General features: G+C 55.4%; 24 protein-coding genes. 13 read left to right on the top strand and 11 right to left on the bottom strand.

The window, feature by feature from the left end; translation table 11 throughout:
• Positions 1-176 precede the first annotated feature (176 nt).
• A complete protein-coding gene (ssb1, locus tag AC6I8P_RS17665; protein ID WP_021507842.1) occupies positions 177-719 on the top strand; it encodes a single-stranded DNA-binding protein SSB1 in 543 nt (180 codons plus the stop codon).
• A gap of 61 nt (positions 720-780) precedes the next feature.
• Here the strand turns inward: ssb1 and AC6I8P_RS17660 are convergent, their stop codons facing one another.
• The 5 genes from AC6I8P_RS17660 to AC6I8P_RS17640 all read right to left on the bottom strand — a co-directional run bounded on the left by AC6I8P_RS17660 (position 781) and on the right by AC6I8P_RS17640 (position 3,370).
• Complete coding sequence (locus tag AC6I8P_RS17660) at positions 781-1,335, bottom strand: hypothetical protein (RefSeq protein ID WP_498030845.1); 555 nt, start codon at positions 1,333-1,335, stop codon at positions 781-783.
• 269 nt (positions 1,336-1,604) lie between these two features.
• The gene (locus tag AC6I8P_RS17655; RefSeq protein ID WP_498030844.1) at positions 1,605-1,838 is read right to left on the bottom strand and encodes a hypothetical protein; all 234 of its coding nucleotides are present in this window, start codon (positions 1,836-1,838) and stop codon (positions 1,605-1,607) included.
• Positions 1,839-1,864: 26 nt separating this feature from the next.
• Positions 1,865-2,329, bottom strand: a complete 465-nt coding sequence (locus tag AC6I8P_RS17650; RefSeq protein ID WP_021507840.1) for an RES family NAD+ phosphorylase — start codon at positions 2,327-2,329, stop codon at positions 1,865-1,867.
• Entirely contained in the window at positions 2,326-2,769 is a 444-nt protein-coding gene (gene parS / locus AC6I8P_RS17645; RefSeq protein ID WP_058757556.1) for a type II RES/Xre toxin-antitoxin system antitoxin, read from the bottom strand. The genes AC6I8P_RS17650 and parS overlap by 4 nt, the downstream gene beginning before the upstream one ends.
• 73 nt (positions 2,770-2,842) lie before the next feature.
• Positions 2,843-3,370 carry an isochorismatase family protein gene (locus tag AC6I8P_RS17640; protein WP_166719760.1) on the bottom strand — a complete coding sequence of 176 codons (528 nt, stop codon included), beginning with the start codon at positions 3,368-3,370 and terminating at the stop codon, positions 2,843-2,845.
• 126 nt (positions 3,371-3,496) lie between these two features.
• On the opposite strand from AC6I8P_RS17640, the gene AC6I8P_RS17635 reads away from it, so the two are divergent.
• Entirely contained in the window at positions 3,497-4,327 is an 831-nt protein-coding gene (locus tag AC6I8P_RS17635) for an AraC family transcriptional regulator (RefSeq protein WP_421039930.1), read from the top strand.
• Between the two features lie 72 nt (positions 4,328-4,399).
• Positions 4,400-5,353 carry a DMT family transporter gene (locus tag AC6I8P_RS17630; RefSeq protein WP_104093916.1) on the top strand — a complete coding sequence of 318 codons (954 nt, stop codon included), beginning with the start codon at positions 4,400-4,402 and terminating at the stop codon, positions 5,351-5,353.
• Between the two features lie 909 nt (positions 5,354-6,262).
• Here the strand turns inward: AC6I8P_RS17630 and AC6I8P_RS17625 are convergent.
• The gene (locus tag AC6I8P_RS17625) at positions 6,263-6,658 is read right to left on the bottom strand and encodes a transposase (protein WP_031279757.1); all 396 of its coding nucleotides are present in this window, start codon (positions 6,656-6,658) and stop codon (positions 6,263-6,265) included.
• 527 nt (positions 6,659-7,185) lie between these two features.
• On the opposite strand from AC6I8P_RS17625, the gene AC6I8P_RS17620 reads away from it, so the two are divergent.
• Together AC6I8P_RS17620 and AC6I8P_RS17615 are read left to right on the top strand one after the other, a co-directional pair.
• A complete protein-coding gene (locus AC6I8P_RS17620; protein ID WP_021507835.1) occupies positions 7,186-8,442 on the top strand; it encodes an oligosaccharide flippase family protein in 1,257 nt (418 codons plus the stop codon).
• An 8-nt stretch (positions 8,443-8,450) separates the two neighbouring features.
• Entirely contained in the window at positions 8,451-9,401 is a 951-nt protein-coding gene (locus AC6I8P_RS17615) for an ATP-grasp fold amidoligase family protein (protein WP_031279756.1), read from the top strand.
• 54 nt (positions 9,402-9,455) lie between these two features.
• Here AC6I8P_RS17615 and AC6I8P_RS17610 read toward each other — a convergent pair whose 3' ends face one another.
• Together AC6I8P_RS17610 and soxS are read right to left on the bottom strand one after the other, a co-directional pair.
• A complete protein-coding gene (locus tag AC6I8P_RS17610) occupies positions 9,456-9,737 on the bottom strand; it encodes a YjcB family protein (protein WP_058770027.1) in 282 nt (93 codons plus the stop codon).
• Between the two features lie 244 nt (positions 9,738-9,981).
• The gene (gene soxS, locus AC6I8P_RS17605; protein WP_058757551.1) at positions 9,982-10,410 is read right to left on the bottom strand and encodes a superoxide response transcriptional regulator SoxS; all 429 of its coding nucleotides are present in this window, start codon (positions 10,408-10,410) and stop codon (positions 9,982-9,984) included.
• A gap of 99 nt (positions 10,411-10,509) precedes the next feature.
• Here soxS and soxR point away from each other — a divergent pair, with 99 nt between their 5' ends.
• The 4 genes from soxR (at position 10,510) to AC6I8P_RS17585 (ending at position 15,190) form a co-directional block, all read left to right on the top strand.
• The gene (gene soxR / locus AC6I8P_RS17600) at positions 10,510-10,986 is read left to right on the top strand and encodes a redox-sensitive transcriptional activator SoxR (protein ID WP_021507832.1); all 477 of its coding nucleotides are present in this window, start codon (positions 10,510-10,512) and stop codon (positions 10,984-10,986) included.
• A 43-nt stretch (positions 10,987-11,029) separates the two neighbouring features.
• The gene (locus AC6I8P_RS17595; RefSeq protein ID WP_021507831.1) at positions 11,030-11,698 is read left to right on the top strand and encodes a glutathione S-transferase family protein; all 669 of its coding nucleotides are present in this window, start codon (positions 11,030-11,032) and stop codon (positions 11,696-11,698) included.
• Between the two features lie 356 nt (positions 11,699-12,054).
• Positions 12,055-13,404, top strand: a complete 1,350-nt coding sequence (locus AC6I8P_RS17590; protein ID WP_058757550.1) for an NCS2 family permease — start codon at positions 12,055-12,057, stop codon at positions 13,402-13,404.
• A gap of 136 nt (positions 13,405-13,540) precedes the next feature.
• Positions 13,541-15,190: a Na+/H+ antiporter gene (locus tag AC6I8P_RS17585; protein ID WP_021507828.1), complete on the top strand. Its 1,650-nt coding sequence runs from the start codon at positions 13,541-13,543 to the stop codon at positions 15,188-15,190.
• Between the two features lie 60 nt (positions 15,191-15,250).
• On the opposite strand, the gene AC6I8P_RS17580 is transcribed toward AC6I8P_RS17585, so the two are convergent.
• Complete coding sequence (locus tag AC6I8P_RS17580) at positions 15,251-16,153, bottom strand: LysR family transcriptional regulator (protein WP_021507827.1); 903 nt, start codon at positions 16,151-16,153, stop codon at positions 15,251-15,253.
• 102 nt (positions 16,154-16,255) lie between these two features.
• On the opposite strand from AC6I8P_RS17580, the gene AC6I8P_RS17575 reads away from it, so the two are divergent.
• The 4 genes from AC6I8P_RS17575 to AC6I8P_RS17560 all read left to right on the top strand — a co-directional run bounded on the left by AC6I8P_RS17575 (position 16,256) and on the right by AC6I8P_RS17560 (position 18,683).
• Positions 16,256-16,681 carry a CidA/LrgA family protein gene (locus AC6I8P_RS17575; protein ID WP_021507826.1) on the top strand — a complete coding sequence of 142 codons (426 nt, stop codon included), beginning with the start codon at positions 16,256-16,258 and terminating at the stop codon, positions 16,679-16,681.
• Positions 16,674-17,369: an LrgB family protein gene (locus AC6I8P_RS17570; protein WP_132465752.1), complete on the top strand. Its 696-nt coding sequence runs from the start codon at positions 16,674-16,676 to the stop codon at positions 17,367-17,369. Before AC6I8P_RS17575 ends, AC6I8P_RS17570 begins: the two co-directional genes overlap by 8 nt.
• Before the next feature lie 83 nt (positions 17,370-17,452).
• A complete protein-coding gene (locus tag AC6I8P_RS17565) occupies positions 17,453-17,998 on the top strand; it encodes a YfaZ family outer membrane protein (RefSeq protein ID WP_164861036.1) in 546 nt (181 codons plus the stop codon).
• A 139-nt stretch (positions 17,999-18,137) separates the two neighbouring features.
• On the top strand, positions 18,138-18,683 hold the full coding sequence (locus AC6I8P_RS17560; RefSeq protein WP_031279754.1) for a YfaZ family outer membrane protein: 546 nt from the start codon (positions 18,138-18,140) through the stop codon (positions 18,681-18,683).
• A 93-nt stretch (positions 18,684-18,776) separates the two neighbouring features.
• On the opposite strand, the gene AC6I8P_RS17555 is transcribed toward AC6I8P_RS17560, so the two are convergent.
• The gene (locus AC6I8P_RS17555; protein ID WP_058770028.1) at positions 18,777-20,429 is read right to left on the bottom strand and encodes a cation acetate symporter; all 1,653 of its coding nucleotides are present in this window, start codon (positions 20,427-20,429) and stop codon (positions 18,777-18,779) included.
• The gene (locus tag AC6I8P_RS17550; protein WP_021313201.1) at positions 20,426-20,755 is read right to left on the bottom strand and encodes a DUF485 domain-containing protein; all 330 of its coding nucleotides are present in this window, start codon (positions 20,753-20,755) and stop codon (positions 20,426-20,428) included. The genes AC6I8P_RS17555 and AC6I8P_RS17550 overlap by 4 nt, the downstream gene beginning before the upstream one ends.
• Positions 20,756-20,844 lie beyond the last annotated feature (89 nt).

The raw sequence follows: 20,844 nt of genomic DNA, 5'->3' as shown, positions 1-20,844 counted from the left end.
GACCAGCAGAAACGCATCATTATGGCACAAAAAATAAACTGAATAAATATCCAGTGTTTTTGCTATCCTGTCACGGTCGAAAAACTGGAATCCCGCTCGAAAGTGGGAAGCGTCATTGTGACGTGATACAATTTTTCGCTTAGACTTTTAGCATCAACTCATCGGGAGACAGCAACATGGCCAGTCGTGGCGTAAACAAAGTGATTCTTGTCGGGAATCTGGGTCAGGATCCGGAAGTGCGCTACATGCCGAATGGTGGCGCGGTAGCCAACATTACGCTGGCCACGTCAGAGAGCTGGCGCGACAAGCAAACCGGTGAAAACAAAGAGATCACCGAATGGCACCGCGTCGTGCTGTTCGGCAAGCTGGCCGAAGTCGCCGGCGAATATCTGCGTAAAGGTTCGCAGGTCTACATTGAAGGCCAGCTGCGCACCCGTAAATGGCAGGACCAGAGCGGCCAGGACAAATACACCACCGAAGTGGTGGTGAACGTGGGCGGCACCATGCAGATGCTGGGTGGTCGTCAGCAGGGCGGCAATGGCGGTGGCGCACCCATGGGCGGCCAGGGCGGCGGCAACAATAACGGCTGGGGCCAGCCGCAGCAGCCGCAGGGTGGGGGCAACCAGTTCAGCGGCGGCGCGCAGCAGCGTCCACAGCAGCAGAGCGCACCGGCGAACAACGAACCACCAATGGATTTCGACGACGATATCCCGTTCTGATTGGCGTACCGATCAACGCGTTATCCAGCCCTCGCTTCTGCGAGGGTTTTTTTATTATTTTCTATTTAATTATTGCATTGAAATTATCCAGTGCATTTTTCTTTAGGTTTTCAAAGTTACTTTTAATGATGTCTTCCTTGTTTTTTATTTCAGATGTTTCGAAATAAGGTTTTTCTTTAAGACAGGTTAATCTTGAACTGTACCAATTTTCATTTCTATGTGTAAAAACACGATATTCACCTTCATTAAGTAGTAGGTAATATTTTTCTCCTTTTCCTGCAAGCATCATTGATGCATCATTACATTTGAATGTTTCGGTAGCATCCACAGGAATACTGATGTTTAGAGCAGTATTAAATACTAGCTTTAAATTAGATGTTATTATTAATAGAGTGACAATGGCTGTCATGGTTAGTGGGATAAATAGAGGGAATGAGTCTCTAATAATAATAATATCTTTTTTATTGACGTTGGTGCTGGTTTTTTCGAAGAAAAATAAAGCTACCCCTGCAGAGGTAACTGCCAGTGAAACATATGTCATGAGAATCAAGCCCGCATAGAGAATGACACAAAAGCGTGATGCAGTCTGGTCATAAGTTAAATCGGCGATGTTCATAAAATCGTGTCTGGCTTGCGCATAGGCGTAGAAGGAGCCTACTATCCAGCCGATTTTAACTATCCATGACGTGGCACTTTTGTAATGCTGGTTGTAGATGTTACTTTCAGAAAGGAAGACGCTGGAAGAAAGGAAAAGTAATACTGTCGAGCTTATTAACAATAAAAGTGAAACTGTTTTTTCGGTCTGAAAAAGATAAGATAAGATAGCACAGAAAAAAATAATTGAAGAATAAAGTGCTAATACAATGCTGGAGTTGTATTGCGTTATTATCTTTCTGTGCTTAGGGCTCTTAATAATGCCTTTGTGGGATGGGCTTCTGAAAAATCCTTTAGCCATAAATGTAAAAAAATGATCAGAGAAAATAAAAACAATACTAACGCTGTTATACTTCTTTTAACTGTTTCTATTTTGGCTAACAAAGTTATTGAAATACAAAAGTAATAAATGACTGCGTAGTAAAAGTAAATTATTCTTTTAGCGGTTAATTTTGCTGTTTTCATTTAATGTCCTTTTACGCGAGGAAAAATCATCCCTTTATAAGGCGTTGATCAAAGACAAAAGGTAATTCTTTCACTCTGGTAAGAGCGCTTTTAAAAGAATGATGAAGCGGATTTAATATTGCTTTGTTTTCCATCGGGATAATCGTTGAAGGTAGCATCAGCGCGGCGCCTTCAGCGGATTGCAGCCAGCCGGTGCCGAGATCCATTGTCGACAGTGGCGCTGGATCATGACGCCAGTCCGGCGGTAAAAATGCTTCAGCAAGATAGGCAACTTCAGCATCCGGGATGTCGATACTGAATAAGGTGTACTCATCCAGCACCGACTCTCTTCCGATATGGACCAGCACTTCCAGTGCTGCGAGTGACACCGACGTGGCAACATAAATGGTGGGATAGCCTTTATGATTCCAGCGTCCACCATACTGTTTTGCCCCATAACCGGACCAGGCTTCAGCCGCATACTGGCTCTTCGTCAGCCGATAAAAAATCACGAGAAAACACCGTGCTCCAGACGACCGATCAGATCGAGAACATCCAGCGCACCGCTCTCCGTCGTCAGTAAGGTGATGGGCGCAACATTGCCTAACCCTTTCACCGGTCGGCTCAGCCACTGGGTGGCCTCTTCTTTATTACCAGCAAAAAGCTGAACGGCGGCATCCATCACGCGGACGAAGCGGGCGACACGTTCACTCTCGTCGGGTGACAGACTTTTACCCGTGCTTTTACGACGGGCAATGTTGCGTTCATTAATCCCTGTGACCTTCATGATTTCGGCGCGCGTCATGGCCGACCAGTGACGGATATCATCAATGACGGCCACCGGCAAACCGGCTTCCAGCATACGCGTTAACTCAATACCACGTGGAGGCAGGCCAGCAACCCGCCACAGCGCGTTGTCATTGGCTCCAGGCTGAGGAATATAAGCTCGCATCTGAAAAACTCCATACAGACAAGTGTCATGTTGTATTATTGACACTTGTCAGATTATTTCAATAGCGCAACCCTTAATGCGCGCGCCACTCCCGCAGTAATTCTTCCGTGGTTTTAACCCGCACCGGATTGCCCGGCATGATCAAATCTGCCCACACTTCGTTGTGCTGATTAATGAGCTGCTGCGCTGACACATAAGTGCGATCGGCGGTGGTGTGGGCGTCGGCCGCCACGGTGATGTGATAGCCAAGGCTGGCCCCGACTTTGATGGTGGTATCGACGCAATAATCGGTGGCGCAGCCGCAAATGACAAAGCTTTCAATCTGATGCTGTTCAAGCTGCGCCGCGAGCCCGGTTTGCCAGAAGCTGTCGCAGGCAGTTTTGGTGATGTAAAGCGCGCCGGCGGGTTGTTCCAGTTCGGCGACTATGTGCCAGTCTGCGGAGTCAGCGGCTAAATCCGGCCCGCTATGCTGAATAAAAATGACCTGATCGGCGGCGGCCATCAGCTGATTAATGCGCGCGCAGCGTCCGGCGCGGTCGTAACGCGGCGTTGCCAGCACGCCATTTTGCATATCCACTACCATTACCACCCGTTGTGCCATTGTCGCCTCCTTTATAGGTCAGGCCCCAGTGTCGCGCTGAAGGGGTAGGCGCGTAAAGCGATTGGGCTTTGCTTTTTTTGTGCGCGCCGCGCATGCTTACTGCCTGATAGCGTATGGAGGTGTGTGGTGACGGTGGTTCCCGAAGTCTTTCCCTGTGAGCAGGATCGTGCGCAGTTTCAGCACTTTGCTGAGCTGCCGGGCATTGAGCTTTATCAGGCGCACATCTCCCGCTACGCTTTTGAGCCCCATACCCACGAAGCCTTCGGGATTGGCACCATCGAATCCGGCGCGCAGCGCTTTCGCTACCGCGGCACCAATTATGTCGCGCCGGTGCATTCGCTGGTGATGATGAATCCCGATGAACTGCACACCGGTGAATCGGCCTGCGCCGAAGGCTGGCGTTATCGCATGATCTATATCGATCCGGCGGAGATGGATCGGCTGACCGGCGATCGCAACTGGTGGTTCAGCGATGCGCTGCGCACCGATACGCGTCTGGCACAACCTTTCTCCCATGCGCTGGCACAGATGTGGCAGGCGCAAAGTGCGCTCGAGCGGCAGGGCGCGCTGCTGGATCTGCTGGAGTGGCTGCGTCCGCTGGCGCAGCAGGGCGTCGCGCGGCCGCGCGAAGGCGCCCACCGGTTTGATGTGGTAAAAGCCTGGCTGCGCGATAATCTGGCAGAGCCGGTGCGGCTGGAGGAGCTGGCGGCGCTGGTATCGCTGTCGCCGTGGCATTTTCTGCGCAGTTTCAAACAACACTTTCACGTTACTCCCCATCAAATGCTGATGGCCTTCCGCCTGTTCGAAGCCAAACAGCGGCTGGCGCAGGGCGAGAGCGCCGCGAGCGTGGCGGCGGCGGTTGGCCTCACCGACCAGGCGCATCTGACGCGGGCGTTTGCCCATCGCTACGGCATCACGCCGGGACGCTATCAAAAGCAGGTGTTCAGCGGACGTTAACCGCAATCTGCTACAAGCCTTTCACCTTTTCCTGCGCCACACTGTGGCGGATTAAAGATAAAGGAAAGGTGTATGTTTGCAGGAATAGTGTTTGCCCTCGCGGCGGGGCTGATGTGGGGCATGATTTTTGTCGGGCCGCTGCTGATACCCGATTATCCGGGCACGTTGCAATCAGCGGGTCGCTATGTTGCCTTTGGTCTGGTGGTGCTGCCGCTGGCGTGGCTCAGCCGGCGCCGGCTAAAACAGCTGACGCGCCCGGACTGGACGGAGGCGGTGAAGCTGTCGCTGGTGGGCAATCTGCTCTATTACGCCTGCCTCGCCAGTGCGATTCAGCGCACCGGCGCACCGGTATCAACCATGATCATCGGCACGCTGCCGGTGGTGATCACCGTCACCGCTAACCTCTGTTACGGCCATCTCGAAGGGCGCCTGCCATGGCGCCGGCTGATGCCCGCGCTGGTCATCATTGCTGCCGGGCTGGGCTGCGTTAACGCGGCGGAACTGCACGGGCAGGGGCCGGCATTTGATCTCTGGGGCTACCTGAGTGGCCTGCTGCTGGCGGTGCTGGCAGTGGTGTGCTGGACCTGGTATCCGCTGCGCAATGCGCGCTGGCTGCGCGAACACCCTCAGCATAAACCGTCGAGCTGGGCCACCGCGCAGGGGCTGGTGACATTGCCGCTGGCGCTGGTGTTTTATGGGCTGGTGAGCCTGCAGATTCACTGGCAGCAGCCCGATTTCGCTTTGCCGTTCGGCCCGCAGCCGGCGCGTTTTATCTGGCTGATGCTGGCGATTGGTTTGTTCTGCTCATGGCTGGCGGCGCTGTGCTGGAATGCCGCCAGTCAGCGTTTGCCAACGGTGGTGATGGGGCCGCTCATCGTATTCGAAACGCTCTCTGGCCTGCTGTGGACCTTTATTTACCGCCAGAGCTGGCCACCGCTGCTCACCAGCATCGGTATCGGCTGTCTGATTGTTGGCGTGATCTATGCCATGCGCATTAAACCGCAGCGGCTGACCGCGCTTCCTTAACCCTGCCTCGCTGCTGAGTGATCCACTCAGCAGCGCTTTCCCCTGATATTTTAGGAATTTGACCAGCCGATAATCCCGCCTCAGTGACCTGATACTGGCCGCCACGCGCACGCTATATAACCGACGAGCGCTACAGCCGCCCGGTTTTCATTCTCTTCCGCTATAAAACTTCCTGCCGTCAGCACGGTAAAAGGTCGACTCTGGGTGCCTTTTAGCGTTCCGGAGGGATAAAAAAAGCGCATATCGGGCAACAATTCGCCGGTTTAGCGCGTAAAAAACTCTCCGCCAATCGGATTTTTACCCGGCTGTGGCACTGAAATACCAGCGTGAGAAGCCACCTTAGCCTTAAGCGTTACCGGCATTGTTAAGAATGATTCCCAACAGCTGCCAGAAAAAAAGATTAAAGATGACGATGGATTTAAGCGCAGTATTTACCGTGGATAACCGTTTTTCGGCTTTATAGTTTAAACATCATAACGTTTTTGAACCGGAGTATTCCTGGTGTGGTTTAAGAGTTAACCGACTAGCGCTGATCGTCAAAGCGATCATAAACGCAGCGGCCAGATCCAGTTTAAAACTGAGCCAATGTGTGAGCGGTTACACCGTGTTGTTCATTAACGCTTAACAGAATTGTCTGTGATCAGGACTGATTATTAGTAATCGTGAAGTAATAGACTAAGCACCAATCTCACCAAAATGAGATTGGGCTAAGTCTAAATGGCTTGAAACGCGAGGCTTTTGCTGGTGTGAATCAATTTTACCGCAAAAAAGGAAGTGATTCCGTGATGGCATTCATCAGGAAAAAGTGGTTCGAATTGTTATGTAGCGAATGCCGAATTTAATGATCTTCATCTCTTCTGGTAAGAACAAATCTCAGCATTAAGTCATATAACATCGGCCTCAATGGTATTAGCGATTATCGGAACCGGAAGGGTAATGATAAACGCTACGGCTAATATCCAGTAAACGACAGCTGCGACGGGTACCGATGTCGAAAGTGGTTTGCAGGAAGTTGACCGCCTGACGCTTTTCATTCGTAGTGAAGAAGTTTTTCAGCACGCTTTGCAGCATCTCCTTGTCGGAGCTCAGGGTCTGCAGCTCGCGCGTAAGGTTCTGCAGTTTATCCTCCAACTCCTTGATTTTGCGACCCTCCTCTGAAGAAAGCCCGGAGAACTTCTTCTTCCAGCTATAGAAGGTGGCCTCGGAAATGCCCAGCTCCTCACAAATCTCCCTGACTTTCACTCCCGTTTCAGAAGCTTTAATGGCATTTGTGATTTGCTCTTCGCTATATCGTGACTTTCTCATAAATGCTCTTACCTTTCTTATCAATTAGTGGATGAGAATTACTGTATTAATATCTGGTACTGCAAAAACGGTATTAATGCAGTATTAAAGTGCGCGATTAGAATTGCGAGGGTTAAATTAAGTTATTTAGAATAAATATCATCATGGGATAAATCTTATTTTATTCTGAATGCCATTGAACGCCTTCCTGGTGCTGGGTTTTTGATATAGATTCATTCCATCCCAAATGCAGAAAAATACGACAATCATTGGAAATTCGGCATAGCCTGCTTGCAAAAAACTCAGGATATGCCTGTGAACTTTTGTCCTGAATTCGGGTTGAAATCGTTTACATCCATCGGGCTTCGCACCAGGTTTAATCGGAATTTTCCTGAATTTAATCGCTAAACTCTGACGCGAGTCTCATTTTTCGGACCAGCCTGGTTTGAAGTTATTAAATTGTGTCAGGCCCACTGAGCGCTTGTTAATTCATTTCAAGGACGTTGTACCGAAAAGCAGTTGCTGTACGTAATACTAAGGACCAGTCAATGAAATTGAGCGTAATGTCTAATGCCGCCTGGATGATGTCTGAGAAGATCGTCTCGGTATTCGGCGTCATATTTGTGACCTCCTACGTGGCAAAATCCTTTGGCCCAACGGTGTTTGGTCAAATGGCGTTTTCGACCTCGCTGTTCTCCATGGTGCAAACCGTGGCGATTTTTGGTACCGAAACCATCCTGTTCAAGCGCATCAGCAAAAGTGCGCCGAAAGGCCTGCGGCTGATGACCGTGGCGCGGACCATGCGCCTGGTGCTGCTGTTGCTGACATCAATCCCGGTGTTGATTTGGGTCTGGTACAACATGCAGGAAAACTTCCTTGCGTTTGCACTGGCCTCGTTTATCTCGTCGGTGTTTGTCACCCAGGACACGTTCAGCGTTTATAACAATGCGCGACTGGCGTCGCGGCTCAATACCATTGCTAACTCGGCCGGCTTGCTGCTGGGCTTTGCCATGAGCTTCACCATCGCCTGGCTGCATCTCAATCCACTGTGGCTCACCGCCTCGATTGTGGCCGTCACACTGGTGCCGTACGCCATCAAGCGCGTCAATTTCTATCGCGAACATCAGGATCTGGCACCGCCGCAGGACAAGCGCACCACCTACCTGCGCTACCTGATGTATGCCGGCCTGCCGCTGGCCATCTCCAGCATCTTTATCTCGGTGCAGGTGAAAGCCGCACAGATGTTCCTCGCGGGCATCGCCTCAGCGCGCGACCTTGGCCTGTTCGCCGCCGCGAATACCATTTCGGCTTCCTGGATTTTTATCCCGGTTGCCATCATCACTTCCTGCTTCTCGGAGATTTTCCGCGAGCGTGGAGCAGCCGCGATCAAGCTCACCGCGCGGCTGAACGGCTATGTCATGGGAGTTTCATTGCTGTTATTAGCGGTGATCGCCTTGTACGGCGAAAAAATCATCATCGCTTTATATGGTCACGAGTACACACAGTCCGGAAGTCTCATTACGTTACTGTCGTTAGCAACCTGCTTTTCGGCAATGGGGACCGTCGCTTATCGCTACATGGTGAAAGAGGGCGGGTTTAACTATCTGTTGAAGAAGATCATTTGTCTGATGGTCATCAGCCTGCCGCTGTCGTGGTGGCTGATCCAGGGCTACGGCATCATGGGTGCCGCCTGGAGCGTCTTCATCACGGAGTTACTGTCCCTGACCGTAATGAATTACTTCTTCAAAAACGGCGTCATCCAAAAAATTCAGGTTTCCTCACTCAACTACAAAACCTACAAATGAGGTCAGATATGATCAGGTTGAAAGACGAACTCAGAAGAAGCGTACAGTATTTCATCAAAAAGATGCCCTGGGCTTACCAGGATCGCATCTACTACTTTCACAAATTCCGTAAGCTGCCGAACCTGCGTCAGCCGAAGGTGTTCAATGAGAAAGTGCTGTATCGCAAATTCGTCTACGGCGACTACCAGTGTTATGGCCGCCTGTCGGACAAGTTTTCGGTGCGTGAGTACATTGCCGAAAAGGTGGGCAGTGAGTATCTGATTCCGCTGGTTTATGAGACCAGCGATCCGCACTCACTGCATACGCTGCCGAGCTGGAAGAACACGGTTATTAAGCCGAATCACGGCTCCAACATGGTCGAGATCCTGCTGGAAGAACCGGATGCGCTGAAAAAACAGCAGATTATCAGCGACTGCCAGCGCTGGCTGAAGACCGACTTCGCCAACGAGGCGCGCGAGATTCACTATCGCTATATTAAGCCGCGCATTCTGGTAGAGAAGTACATCGGCGATGGCAAAACCGCGCCGATCGATTACAAGTTTCACATGTTCAACAAGCGCGACGGCAATTTTGAATATGTGCTGCAGGTGATCTACAACCGCTGTAATCCGCTGCTGTCGATGAACTTTTACGTCAACAATCTTAACGAGGCGTATCACAAAATTCGTGATACCGGGCTGGATGTGTCACCGCTGCTGCCACAGCTGCAGCACGCGCTGGCGCTGAGTAAAACGCTGGCCAGCGACTTCGATTATGTGCGCGTGGACTGGTATATCGATGGCGAACAGATCTACTTCGGTGAGCTGACGTTCACGCCAGGCGCCGGGCTGGTCACCGGGTTGGATCGGGGACTTAATCAGATGATGGGTGATATGTGGATTCAGGATCGTCGCGATACGCAGAGATCGGACGTCACGGTGCCGGAAGTGCCACTTCCAGCCGTATTGAAGAAAATTTGAAATCACACAGCAAAATAAAAAACCCCGCTTAGCGGGGTTTTTTATGCGCCGCGTTTACGGCATTGGCCAGTCGGCTGGTGTCTGGCTCATCACCTGAATAAACGCTTCTTTGGTGATGGACATAAAGTTATGCACGTTTTCCATGCTCAGCGTAATGCCGAGCAGACCGGTAACAAACCAGCATGACATCGCTACGCCCACGCCGCCGCACATCAGCGCCATCACGTGGTGGCTGTTCTGACGCAATTTAATTTTCATGGTGCTGGCGAAGAACATCATTAGCGCGCTGAGTAGTTCCCAACGCATGACGATCAGACTGGTAGTTAACGTAGCCATTGGCGAAAAACCTCTTGAGATCAGTAATATCCCTGACATTCATCGGACATCACTGGCGGCAGAAAAGGGAGGTCAGGGAAGCCCTTCTGTCGTCTTAATACAGCTTGAATCTGTGACTTGGGTCACATTATATCACTGGATTTGAAAATTTGAACAAAATTTAGACCTGGTATGGCAGGCAAAGAAAGGGCTGGAGGAAGGTGAAGAGGAGGGGAAAGGCGCGCCCGCGTGGGGCGCACTGACTTCAGCGTACCGGGCAGCACTCGCCGGTGGTGCGCTGGGCAAAGCTGTTCATGCCTTCGCTGCAGTCAAAGTTGACCAGACGCGGACGCTGCACCATTGCCTGGCGACGCATGCTGTGACGATAAGCGGTAGGGGTTTGCGAGAACTGACGGCGGAACACGCGCGAAAAGGTCTGCTGCGAGTCGTAGCCGTACTGCATCGCAATGTCGAATACCGGACGCTGCGTCTGACGCAAGGCTTCGGCGGCCAGCGTGAGACGGCGTTCACGAATATAACCACCCAGCGTTTGTTTCGTAACCGTACGGAACATACGCTGCAGGTGCCATTTCGAGTAACCCGATTTTGCCGCCACTTCATCAATCGACAATGTTTTATCCAGATTCTGATCGATCCAGTTAGTCAGTGAATGGATGATTTCCTGTTGCATCATAGCCTGTTCCTTCTGCAAGGTTATCGCCTGGTTTGAAATTCGCTGTTTTGCTGGGGTGCGAGTATAATTCCTCAAGTTAACTTGAGGTAAAGGCCCTAAATGAAAAAAGAACGCAATTACCCGAAACCGGTGCTGACGCCGGGCGAAGTGGCGAAACGCAGCGGCGTGGCGGTATCGGCACTGCACTTTTATGAAAGCAAAGGCTTGATCAGCAGCACGCGCAATGGCGGTAATCAGCGCCGCTACAGCCGTGATGTGCTGCGCCGCGTGGCGATCATCAAAATTGCGCAGCGCATCGGGATTCCGCTGGCGACGGTCAGCGACAGCCTGATGCACGTGCCGGCGAATAAGCGCATGTCGACGCAGGAGTGGGACGCGCTGACGCAGCACTGGCGCGAAGAGCTGGATAAACGCATCGAAACCCTGACGCGTCTGCGCAACGATCTTGACGGCTGCATTGGTTGCGGCTGCCTGTCGATGCGCGACTGTCCACTGCGCAATCCGGGTGACCGTCTGGGGCAGCAGGGCTCCGGAGCGGTCCTGCTCGATCCGCAACAGGACGAGCCGCAGCGTTAATCCGCTATACTAGATGCCAACCCTTAGCAGCAAGGAATCGCGCATGATTACCGTTCACCATCTGGAAAACTCCCGTTCTCATCGGGTGCTGTGGCTGCTGGAAGAGCTGGCGGTGCCGTATCAAATCAAACGCTATCAGCGGGAAAATACCCTGCTGGCGCCGGACGAATTAAAGAAAGTGCATCCGCTGGGGAAATCGCCGGTGATTACCGATGGCAATCGGGTGATCGCCGAATCGGGCGCCATCCTCGAATATCTGCAGCTGAAATACGACAGCGAGCATCTGCTAGCGCTGCATGAGGAAGAGGAGCAAATTCAGGCGCGCTACTGGCTGCACTATGCTGAAGGTTCGCTGATGCCGCTGCTGGTGATGAAGCTGGTGTTTGCGCAACTGGGCAAAAAGCCGGTGCCATGGCTGCTGCGCCCGGCCGGCGTGGCGCTGAGTAAAGGCATTCAGAAAGCGTGGCTGAACAAGCAGCTGGCGCTCCACGGGCGCGTGATTGAGCAGCATCTGAGCCAGCAGCGCTTTTTTGCCGGTTCACGCTTCAGCATTGCCGATGTGCAGATGAGTTTTCCGCTGCTGGCGTTGCAGATGCGCGGCGCGCTGGGTGAGATGCCCGCCACGGCGCGCTGGCTGGAGAATATGCAGCAGCGCGCCGCGTGGCAGCGCGCGCTGGAGCAGGGCGGCCCGATTCAGTTCAATAACGGCTGAGGCGCAGCGGTAACGCAACGAAACAGGACGCCGCGACGCGCTGTCGCGGCACCGCAGCAAACCATCTGAAATGCCAGCCTTTTTCCTCCATGATTTCCTGCTCCCGCTAGCGTAACGCCAGCCATAATGGCGCCAGAGCTGCGCATTATCCTGCCTGCCAGGTGATTAGCAGTTGAAAACGCCACCCCAAACGCCAGATAATCGTTTGCCTTTTTTCCGCGTCACCCCTTTTTGACCTGGAATACGCGGCCACGTAATCGTTTGCCTGCTTTTCTCTCTGAGACATCTTCACCAGGATGATGCGCAAACGCGAGCCGCGCGGTGACCTATATCTTAAAAAACACAGAGGAATAACTATGTCTGGCGAATCACGCCCGGCCAGGGGAAAACTGGACGCCTGGTTCCACATTTCAGCACGCGGCAGCAGCGTGCGGCAGGAAGTGCTGGCTGGCCTCACCACCTTTTTAGCGATGGTCTATTCGGTCATCGTGGTGCCTGGCATGCTCGGTAAAGCGGGCTTCTCACCGACGGCGGTGTTTGTCGCTACCTGTCTGGTGGCCAGCTTTGGCTCCCTCATCATGGGACTGTGGGCCAACCTGCCGATGGCGATTGGCTGTGCCATCTCCCTGACCGCCTTCACCGCGTTCAGCCTGGTACTGGGCCAGCACATTAGCGTGCCGGTGGCGCTGGGCGCGGTCTTCCTGATGGGCCTGCTGTTCACGCTGATTTCCGTAACCGGCATTCGCGCGTGGATTCTGCGTAACCTGCCGATGGGCGTGGCGCACGGCACGGGCGTCGGTATCGGCCTGTTTCTGCTGCTGATTGCCGCCGATGGCATTGGTCTGGTGGTAAAAAACCCGGCGGCAGGCCTGCCGGTGGCGCTTGGTCACTTCACCTCTTTCCCGGTGATCATGGCGCTGATCGGGCTGGCGGCGATTTTTGGTCTGGAAAAACGGCGGGTACCGGGCGGCATTCTGCTGACCATCATTGCGATTTCGCTGCTTGGGCTGATTTTCGACCCGGCGGTAAAGTGGCAGGGGCTGTTTGCCATGCCGAGCCTGCGTGATGCCAGCGGCCAGTCGGCAATGTTTAGCCTGGATATCATGGGCGCGCTGCAGCCGGTGGTGTTGCCGAGCGTGCTGGCGCTGGTGATGACCGCGGTGTTTGACGCCACCGGCACCATTCGTGCGGTGGCCGGGCAGGCGAACCTGCTGGATAAAGAGGGCCAGATTATCAACGGTGGTCGCGCGCTGACCACCGACTCTATCAGCAGCCTGTTTGCCGGACTGGTGGGTGCTTCGCCCGCCGCAGTGTATATCGAGTCCGCTGCGGGTACTGCCGCCGGCGGTAAAACCGGCCTGACGGCGATTGTCGTGGGTCTGTTGTTCCTGCTGATTCTGTTTATGTCGCCGCTGGCTTATCTGGTTCCGGCCTATGCCACCGCACCCGCGCTGATGTATGTCGGCCTGCTGATGCTGAGCAACGTGGCCAAAATCGACTTCAATGATTTCGTCGATGCGATGTCTGGCCTGCTGACGGCGGTATTCATCGTACTGACCTGCAACATCGTCACCGGCATCATGCTCGGCTTTGCCGCGCTGGTGATTGGCCGCCTGTTTGCCGGCGAGTGGCGCAAGCTCAACGCTGGCACGGTGGTGATTGCTGTGGCGCTGGTGGCGTTCTACGCGGGCGGCTGGGCTATCTGACCGCAATCCGGGCGTCAGTCCGGATTATTCTCTTTATCGCACACGCCGCACATCGGGTAGCCCCGCCGGGCGGCGTTTTGTTTTACACTTTCCGACGCAACATCGCTTCGATTAATATGATTCGCCTAAGGAAAGCATGGAAATCTTCTTTACTATTCTCATCATGACGCTGGTGGTTTCGCTGTCCGGCGTTGCGGCACGTATCCTGCCGTTTCAGATCCCGCTCCCGCTGGTACAGATCGCGGCCGGCGCGCTGCTGGCCTGGCCAACCTTTGGTCTGCACGTCGATTTTGACCCCGAACTGTTCCTCGTGCTGTTTATTCCGCCGCTGCTGTTTGCCGATGGCTGGAAAACGCCGATCAACGAGTTTCTGCATCACGGCCGTGAAATTATCGGCCTGGCGCTGGTGCTGGTGCTGATTACCGTGGTCGGTATCGGCTACCTGATTTACTGGCTGGTGCCGGGCATTCCGCTGATTCCGGCGTTCGCGCTGGCGGCGGTGCTGTCACCGACCGATGCGGTGGCGCTCTCCGGCATCGTTGGCGAAGGGCGCATCCCGAAAAAGATCATGTCGATTGTTCAGGGCGAGGCGCTGATGAATGACGCGTCGGGCCTGGTGTCACTCAAGTTTGCCGTCGCGGTGGCGATGGGCACCATGGTGTTCACCTGGGGCGGCGCCAGCGTCGAATTCCTTAAAGTGGCGATTGGCGGCCTGGTGGCCGGTGTCGCCGTTTGCTGGCTGTATGGCCGTTCGCTGCGCCTGCTCAGCCGCTGGAGTGGTGACGATCCGGCAACGCAAACCGTACTGCTGCTGCTGCTGCCGTTCGCCTCTTATCTGATTGCTGAACACCTCGGCGTCTCCGGCATTCTGGCGGCGGTAGCGGCCGGTATGACCATCACCCGTTCCGGCATCATCCGTCAGGCACCGCTGGCGATGCGCCTGCGCGCCAACAGCGTATGGCAGATGCTGGAGTTTGTGTTCAACGGCATGGTGTTCCTGATGCTGGGCCTGCAGCTGCCGGACATTCTCTCCACCTCGATTGCTCAGGCGAACGCCGATCCTAACGTCGAGCTGTGGATGCTGTTCGCCGACGTCGGGCTGGTCTATGCGGCGCTGATGATCGTGCGCTTCGGCTGGCTGTGGATCATGAAGCGCACCAGCCTGCGCCTGCTGAAGAAGAAGCCGCTGGAGTTCTCCAGCTACTCGCTGCGTGAACTGCTGATCGCCTCTTTTGCTGGCGTGCGCGGTGCTATCACGCTGGCCGGTGTGCTGTCGATTCCGCTGTTCCTCAGCAACGGCGAACCTTTTCCGGCGCGCTACGAACTGGTGTTTATCGCCACCGGCGTGATTCTGTTCTCGCTGTTTGTCGGCGTGATTCTGCTGCCGATTCTGCTGCGCGGCATGGAGAGCCACGACAAAGTGGGGCACCGTCGCGAAATCCAGAGCGCGCGTGCCGCGATGGCCGGCGTGGCGATCGAAAGCCTGCACAAAATGGAGCAGCGACTGGAAAACGACGCTGAAGAGAACATCGATCCTGAGCTGCTGAAAGAGGTCAGCCTGCGGGTGATTGGTAATCTGCGTCGTCGCGTCGATGGCAAAGATGATATGGAACAGGCGCTGTTTGCGGAAAATCTGGAGCGCCGTTTCCGCCTGACCGCGCTGCGCGCCGAGCGTGCCGAGGTTTATCATCTGCGCGCCACCCAGCAGATCTCCAACGAGACCATGCAGCGCCTGCTGCGCGATCTCGACCTGCTGGAAGCGTTGCTGATAGAAAAAGAGGAATAGCCGCCGCGTTTTGCTGCTCTCCGATCCCGCGGCCGCCTGACAGACAGGGCGGCCGCTTTGTTACAGCGATAGCCGTGGCGCGTTATCCGGCCAGTGTTCACGGCAGCAGGCAATCCACGCCTGCGCGCTGCGCGACAGATAACTGCCTTCGCGCCAGATTAGCCCCAGACGCCACTGCAGCTCCGACTCCAGCGGCAGCCACAGCAAGGCCTGTTTATCCAGCCGCTGGCAAATCGGCTCCGGCAGGATCGCCAGCCCCATATCCGCCTGCACCATCGCGGCAAGAAAATCCCACTGCGCGCTGCGCAGCGCGATATCCGGCATCACTCCCTGGCGCTGAAACGCTTTCATCAGCTGGCGGTTAAGCGAAAACTCTTCGTTGAGGATCAGCAGGGGATGCTGAGCCAGCTCGGCCAGCGTCAGGCTGGTGCGGTTGAGCCAGCGCGCGCTGCGCGGCAGCAGCACGCACAGCGGATGGCGCATCAGTTCCAGCGTGTTCAGCGGCAGCTCCGCATCAATCGGCAAGGCGGTCAGCGCAATATCCAGCCCGCCGCTCAGCACCGCCTGCTGCACCGTCAGGCCACCAAATTCGGAGATTTTCAGCTGTACGCCGGGATAGCGCCGGCGGAACGCGGAGATCGATCCGGCAATCTGCATGCCGACCATCGGCGGAATGCCCAGCCGCAGCTCACCGGTTTTCAGCTGGTTGATGTCACTGATTTGCGCCTCCAGCTGATGAAACTCCTGCAAAATCGCCAGGCCGCGCTGATACACCGCCTGGCCGCTGTCGGTGAGATGCAGCTTGCGTCCCTCGCGCAGCAGCAGCGTACAGCCCAGCTCTTCTTCCAGCTGGCGCAGCATTTTGCTGATGGTGGGTTGCGTCACGAACAGCTTTTCCGCCGCGCGGGTAAAGCTCTGCTGACGCACCACTTCGGTAAAATAACGCAGGGCACGCACGTCCATAAGCATTCCTTTTTGGCATAGTTTGAATAATTTTAATTCATTTCTTTCACACTCTGGCGCGGATTTATACTGAAACCCTGAATTTTTGAGGGGAAGAGAGAAATGGCGTCCGCGCTTCGTCCGCGCACCACGGATATCCTGCAACGCGTCACGGTGCCGCTGCAGCTGGTGCTGTATATCGCCCTGTTCGTTGCCAGTGGTCAGCTGGTGAGCTGGCTGCATCTGCCGTTACCGGCCAACGTCGTGGGTATGGTGTTGCTGTTACTGTTGATCGTCAGCGGTATCGTGCCGCTGCGCTGGGTTAAAGCCGGGGCCAACTGGCTGCTGGCCGAAATGCTGCTGTTTTTTATTCCGGCGGTGGTGGCGGTGGTGAATTACAGCGACCTGCTGCGCAGTGAAGGCTGGCGCATCTGTGTGGTGATCGCCGTCAGTACGCTGATGGTGCTGGCGGCCACCTCGCTGGTGGTCGATCGCTTATACCGCTTCGAACTGGCGCGCGCCGCGCGTAAGCAGGGCGATCGTGACTGACTTTATCATTAGCCTGTTGTGTCTGGCGCTGACGCTGCTGGTTTACTACCTCAATAAACGCCTGTACCGGCGCAGGCCTACACTACTGCTGATGCCGCTGGTGTTAACGCCGCTGGTGCTGGTGGCGCTGCTGCTGCTGACGCACGTCAGCTGGCAGGATTACATCGCTGAAAGCCACTGGCTGCTGTGGTTGCTGGGTCCGGCGACGCTGGCTTTTGCGGTGCCGGTTTACGAAAACCTGCACATTATCCGTCGTCACTGGCTGTCGCTGAGCGCGGGCGTGATCACCGCCACGCTGGTGGCCGTGTGCAGTTCGGTATGGCTGGCGCGGCTGCTGACGTTACCGGAGAGCATCCAGCGCAGCCTGGCGGTGCGCTCCATCACCACGCCTTTTGCGCTGGCAGCGGCCCAGCCGATTGGCGGCCAGCCCGATTTGGTCGCGCTATTCGTGGTAATTACCGGCGTGTTTGGCATGGCGGTGGGCGACGTGCTGTTTTTACGCATCGCGATTAAACAGGGCGTGGCAAAAGGCGCCGGCTTTGGCGCGGCATCGCACGGAGCCGGCACGGCACGCGCCTATCAGCTTGGCCAGCAGGAGGGCGTGGTTTCCAGCCTGGTGATGATGCTCTCCGGCGTGCTCACGGTGCTGCTGGCGCCGCTGCTGGGCCAGCTGCTGTGGCATGCTTAACCGGACAAATTTGAGCCTGGGCTCATATCAGCGTTTCCTCGCTTTGCTTACCGTTTGCGCGCGTAAACAACAAGGAAGCGAGAATGAAAAATACCACATTAGCATTAGGCCTGCTGCTGGCCGCCACCGGGACCAGTGCCGCTGAGATCGGCGGGCAGGGCGGCAGCCACTTCTGGACAGCCCGGATTAACAGCGACCGCACCGCACCAGGCGTGCAGGCAGCACTGGAGTATGTGCATGGTCATCAGCAAACCCATCTGCTCGACGCCAGCCTCGGCTACGGCTTTTCCCTCGGCGCGCTGCAGGTAGCACCGCGTATCGGTGCCTTCTGGGCCGATGTGAAAACCACCTCAACATCAAGTCGCGGCATGAATGGCGGGATTCGTCTGATGGCACCTCTGCCGCGGGCAGGGGCCACCTGGCTCTATCTGGATTACAGCCTGTCGCCTGATTTTGCCAACCACAATCTGCATGCGCTGCATCAGCTGGAAGCGGGCGTCTATTACCAGCCGGCGAAGTGGTTATCACTCAGCAGCGGCTATCGCTACCTCTCCGTCAACGGTGATTATGGCCATGCCGATCAAAGCCTGATGGATGGCTTGTTTATCGGCGCTGCCGTGCGCTTCTGATCCCTCCACGGCCGTTCGCGGCCGTTTTCTGCCTGCTGTAACCCATTTTTACGTAAAGCTTTCCAAATAAAGTTGTGTCACGTCGCCGCGCTGTTTACCCTTTGCGCCGAATTATGTGTCCTTCATGGAGTGGTTTGTTATGTTTAAGCAACTTGTTACGGGAAGCGTTTTAGGTCTGGCACTGCTGAGCGGCGGCGCGCAGGCGATTGAGGGCAGTGTTGACGTGGGTGAGCACAGCACCAACCTGAACCTTGGCCTCGGCACCGCTTCACCGGGTCTGTTTCTGAAAGGCAACTGGCTGCGCAGCGATCACGACGGCAGCACCTACGGCCTTGGTATGGGTTATAACCTGGATGTGGGTGATTTCCGCGTGGCACCAACGGCGAAAGCGCTGTTCACCCATCCGGAAGATGGCCGTGATGGCTTCACCGTGGCGCTGGGTGCCGGTGCGCAGTATAACTTCAACAGCATGTGGGGCTTGTACGGCGAATATTACTATGCGCCGGAAGCGTTCTCCGATCGTCTGGACAGCTATAAAGAAGCCTCAGGCGGCCTGAGCTTTACGCCGATTTCGCTGCTGAACCTCCGCGTTGGCTATCAGTACATTGAGCTGAACAACAAAGGCGACCGCAAAGATAACGTACTGGTCGACGGCCCGTACGTCGGTGCGTCGCTGCGTTTCTGATGACGGGACCAGGTGCGCATGAATGCGCACCCTACGAAATTCTGTTGGGTCGCCATTTATGGCGACCTGGTCAATCACCGCACCCTCTCAATCTTAATGCGCTTTCCCCTGCGAAATCCCGACGCCCGTTTGTGAACGGATAAACTGTCCGCGGAATTTCGCCCGCTCCAGCGCCCCCTGCTGGGAATGATCGGTAATGGAAAACAGCCAGGTGCCGACAAACGCGACCAGCATCGAGAACAGCGCCGGATACTCATACGGATAGACTGGCGTTGCGTGTCCCAGTACCTGCACCCAAATGGTCGGGCCGAGAATCATCAGCACCACCGCCGTCAGCAGGCCCAGCCAGCCTCCCACCATGGCGCCGCGCGTGGTCAGCTTTGACCAGTACATCGACAGCAAAATAATCGGGAAGTTACAGCTGGCGGCAATTGAGAACGCCAGGCCGACCATGAAGGCAATATTCTGTTTCTCAAACAGAATGCCCAGCGCAATCGCCACCACGCCCAGCACCAGCACGGTAATCTTTGACACCCGCAGCTCTTCACGCTCGGTGGCCTGACCTTTGCGGATCACGCTGGCATACAGGTCATGCGACACCGCCGAAGCACCGGCCAGCGTCAGGCCGGCCACCACCGCCAGAATGGTGGCGAAGGCTACCGCCGAGATAAAGCCGAGGAACAGGCTGCCGCCGACCGCATTGGAGAGATGCACTGCCGCCATATTGGTGCCGCCAATCAGCGCGCCGCTGGCGTCTTTGAAGACCGGATTAGCGCCGACCAGCAGAATCGCGCCGAAGCCGATAATAAAGGTCAGGAAGTAGAAGTAGCCCATAAAGCCGGTGGCCCAGAACACGCTTTTGCGTGCTTCTCGTGCATCGGCGACGGTGAAGAAACGCATCAGAATATGCGGCAGGCCGGCGGTGCCAAACATCAGGCCCAGACCGAGCGACAGCGCGGAGATCGGGTCTTTCACCAGACCGCCTGGCTGCATGATTGCGCTTCCTTTCGGATGCACCGCCATCGCCTCGGTAAACAGCGTATTAAAGCTGAAACCGGTGGCTTTCATCACCATGATGGCCATAAAGCTGGCACCAAACAGCAACAGCACCGCTTTGATAATCTGCACCCAGGTGGTGGCGAGCATGCCGCCAAACAGCACGTACAGCACCATCAGAATGCCGACCAGCACCACCGCGATGTGGTAGTCGAGACCGAACAGCAGCTGGATCAGCTTACCGGCACCCACCATCTGCGCAATCAGATACAGCGCCACCACCACCAGCGAACCGCAGGCGGAGAGGGTGCGGATGGGCTTTTGCTGCAGGCGATAGGACGCCACATCGGCAAAGGTATAGCGGCCCAGGTTACGCAGGCGTTCGGCTATCAGGAACAGAATCATGGGCCAGCCGACGAGGAAGCCGAGCGAGTAGATCAGCCCGTCGTAGCCGGAGGTGTAGACCAGCGCGGAGATACCGAGAAACGAGGCGGCCGACATAAAGTCACCGGCCATCGCCAGGCCATTCTGGAAACCGGTGATGTTGCCGCCGGCAGTGTAGTAATCGCTGCGCGAGCGGGTGCGTTTGGACGCCCAGTAAGTAATGCCGAGCGTGGCCGCCACGAAGACCACGAACATGATGATCGCTTCGTAGTTGGTGGCCTGTTTTTGCACCGCGCCGGTAATGGCATCGGCGGCAAATACGCTGGCTGGTACGATAGCCAGCGAGGCGGAGAGCAGGCGCTTCATGATTTCACCTCGCTGACAATCTGTTTGGTCAGACGATCAAACTCGCCGTTGGCGCGCCAGACATAAACGCCGGTCAGCAGAAACGACACCACAATCAGGCCGACGCCGATGGGGATGCCGCGCGTCACATTGGTGCCGGCGTGCAAGGGCGTGCCGAGCCAGCCGGGCGCGAAGGCAATCAGCAGAATAAAGCCGACGTACAGTACCAGCATGATGAGGCTGAGCAGCAGCGCAAACGACTGACGTTTGTGCACCAGCTCCTGAAAACGCGGATTGCTTTCGATTTGTTGCCAGACGGCTTCCTGTTGGTTCAGGGCTTCGTTCATCACATTTTCTCCAGAGGCAAGGCAGACAGAAAACTCACGGCAACGTGATTTAACTGGCTGAATATTCTAGTTATAAAGGTTGTGCGATG

The sequence above is a fragment of the gamma proteobacterium symbiont of Lampromicra miyakona genome, from assembly GCF_059730895.1.
The sequence above is the reverse complement of the archived record's forward strand: the minus strand, read 5'-3'. Positions and strand labels throughout refer to the sequence as shown.

Bases quoted from the DNA above. Each gene is read 5' to 3' on its own strand.
- ssb1 (WP_021507842.1), top strand. From the start codon at position 177: ATGGCCAGTCGTGGCGTAAACAAAGTGATTCTTGTCGGGAATCTGGGT.
- AC6I8P_RS17660 (WP_498030845.1), bottom strand. From the start codon at position 1,335: ATGAACATCGCCGATTTAACTTATGACCAGACTGCATCACGCTTTTGT.
- AC6I8P_RS17655 (WP_498030844.1), bottom strand. From the start codon at position 1,838: ATGAAAACAGCAAAATTAACCGCTAAAAGAATAATTTACTTTTACTAC.
- parS (WP_058757556.1), bottom strand. From the start codon at position 2,769: ATGCGAGCTTATATTCCTCAGCCTGGAGCCAATGACAACGCGCTGTGG.
- AC6I8P_RS17640 (WP_166719760.1), bottom strand. From the start codon at position 3,370: ATGGCACAACGGGTGGTAATGGTAGTGGATATGCAAAATGGCGTGCTG.
- AC6I8P_RS17630 (WP_104093916.1), top strand. From the start codon at position 4,400: ATGTTTGCAGGAATAGTGTTTGCCCTCGCGGCGGGGCTGATGTGGGGC.
- AC6I8P_RS17625 (WP_031279757.1), bottom strand. From the start codon at position 6,658: ATGAGAAAGTCACGATATAGCGAAGAGCAAATCACAAATGCCATTAAA.
- AC6I8P_RS17620 (WP_021507835.1), top strand. From the start codon at position 7,186: ATGAAATTGAGCGTAATGTCTAATGCCGCCTGGATGATGTCTGAGAAG.
- AC6I8P_RS17615 (WP_031279756.1), top strand. From the start codon at position 8,451: ATGATCAGGTTGAAAGACGAACTCAGAAGAAGCGTACAGTATTTCATC.
- AC6I8P_RS17610 (WP_058770027.1), bottom strand. From the start codon at position 9,737: ATGGCTACGTTAACTACCAGTCTGATCGTCATGCGTTGGGAACTACTC.
- soxS (WP_058757551.1), bottom strand. From the start codon at position 10,410: ATGATGCAACAGGAAATCATCCATTCACTGACTAACTGGATCGATCAG.
- soxR (WP_021507832.1), top strand. From the start codon at position 10,510: ATGAAAAAAGAACGCAATTACCCGAAACCGGTGCTGACGCCGGGCGAA.
- AC6I8P_RS17595 (WP_021507831.1), top strand. From the start codon at position 11,030: ATGATTACCGTTCACCATCTGGAAAACTCCCGTTCTCATCGGGTGCTG.
- AC6I8P_RS17590 (WP_058757550.1), top strand. From the start codon at position 12,055: ATGTCTGGCGAATCACGCCCGGCCAGGGGAAAACTGGACGCCTGGTTC.
- AC6I8P_RS17585 (WP_021507828.1), top strand. From the start codon at position 13,541: ATGGAAATCTTCTTTACTATTCTCATCATGACGCTGGTGGTTTCGCTG.
- AC6I8P_RS17580 (WP_021507827.1), bottom strand. From the start codon at position 16,153: ATGGACGTGCGTGCCCTGCGTTATTTTACCGAAGTGGTGCGTCAGCAG.
- AC6I8P_RS17575 (WP_021507826.1), top strand. From the start codon at position 16,256: ATGGCGTCCGCGCTTCGTCCGCGCACCACGGATATCCTGCAACGCGTC.
- AC6I8P_RS17565 (WP_164861036.1), top strand. From the start codon at position 17,453: ATGAAAAATACCACATTAGCATTAGGCCTGCTGCTGGCCGCCACCGGG.
- AC6I8P_RS17560 (WP_031279754.1), top strand. From the start codon at position 18,138: ATGTTTAAGCAACTTGTTACGGGAAGCGTTTTAGGTCTGGCACTGCTG.
- AC6I8P_RS17555 (WP_058770028.1), bottom strand. From the start codon at position 20,429: ATGAAGCGCCTGCTCTCCGCCTCGCTGGCTATCGTACCAGCCAGCGTA.
- AC6I8P_RS17550 (WP_021313201.1), bottom strand. From the start codon at position 20,755: ATGAACGAAGCCCTGAACCAACAGGAAGCCGTCTGGCAACAAATCGAA.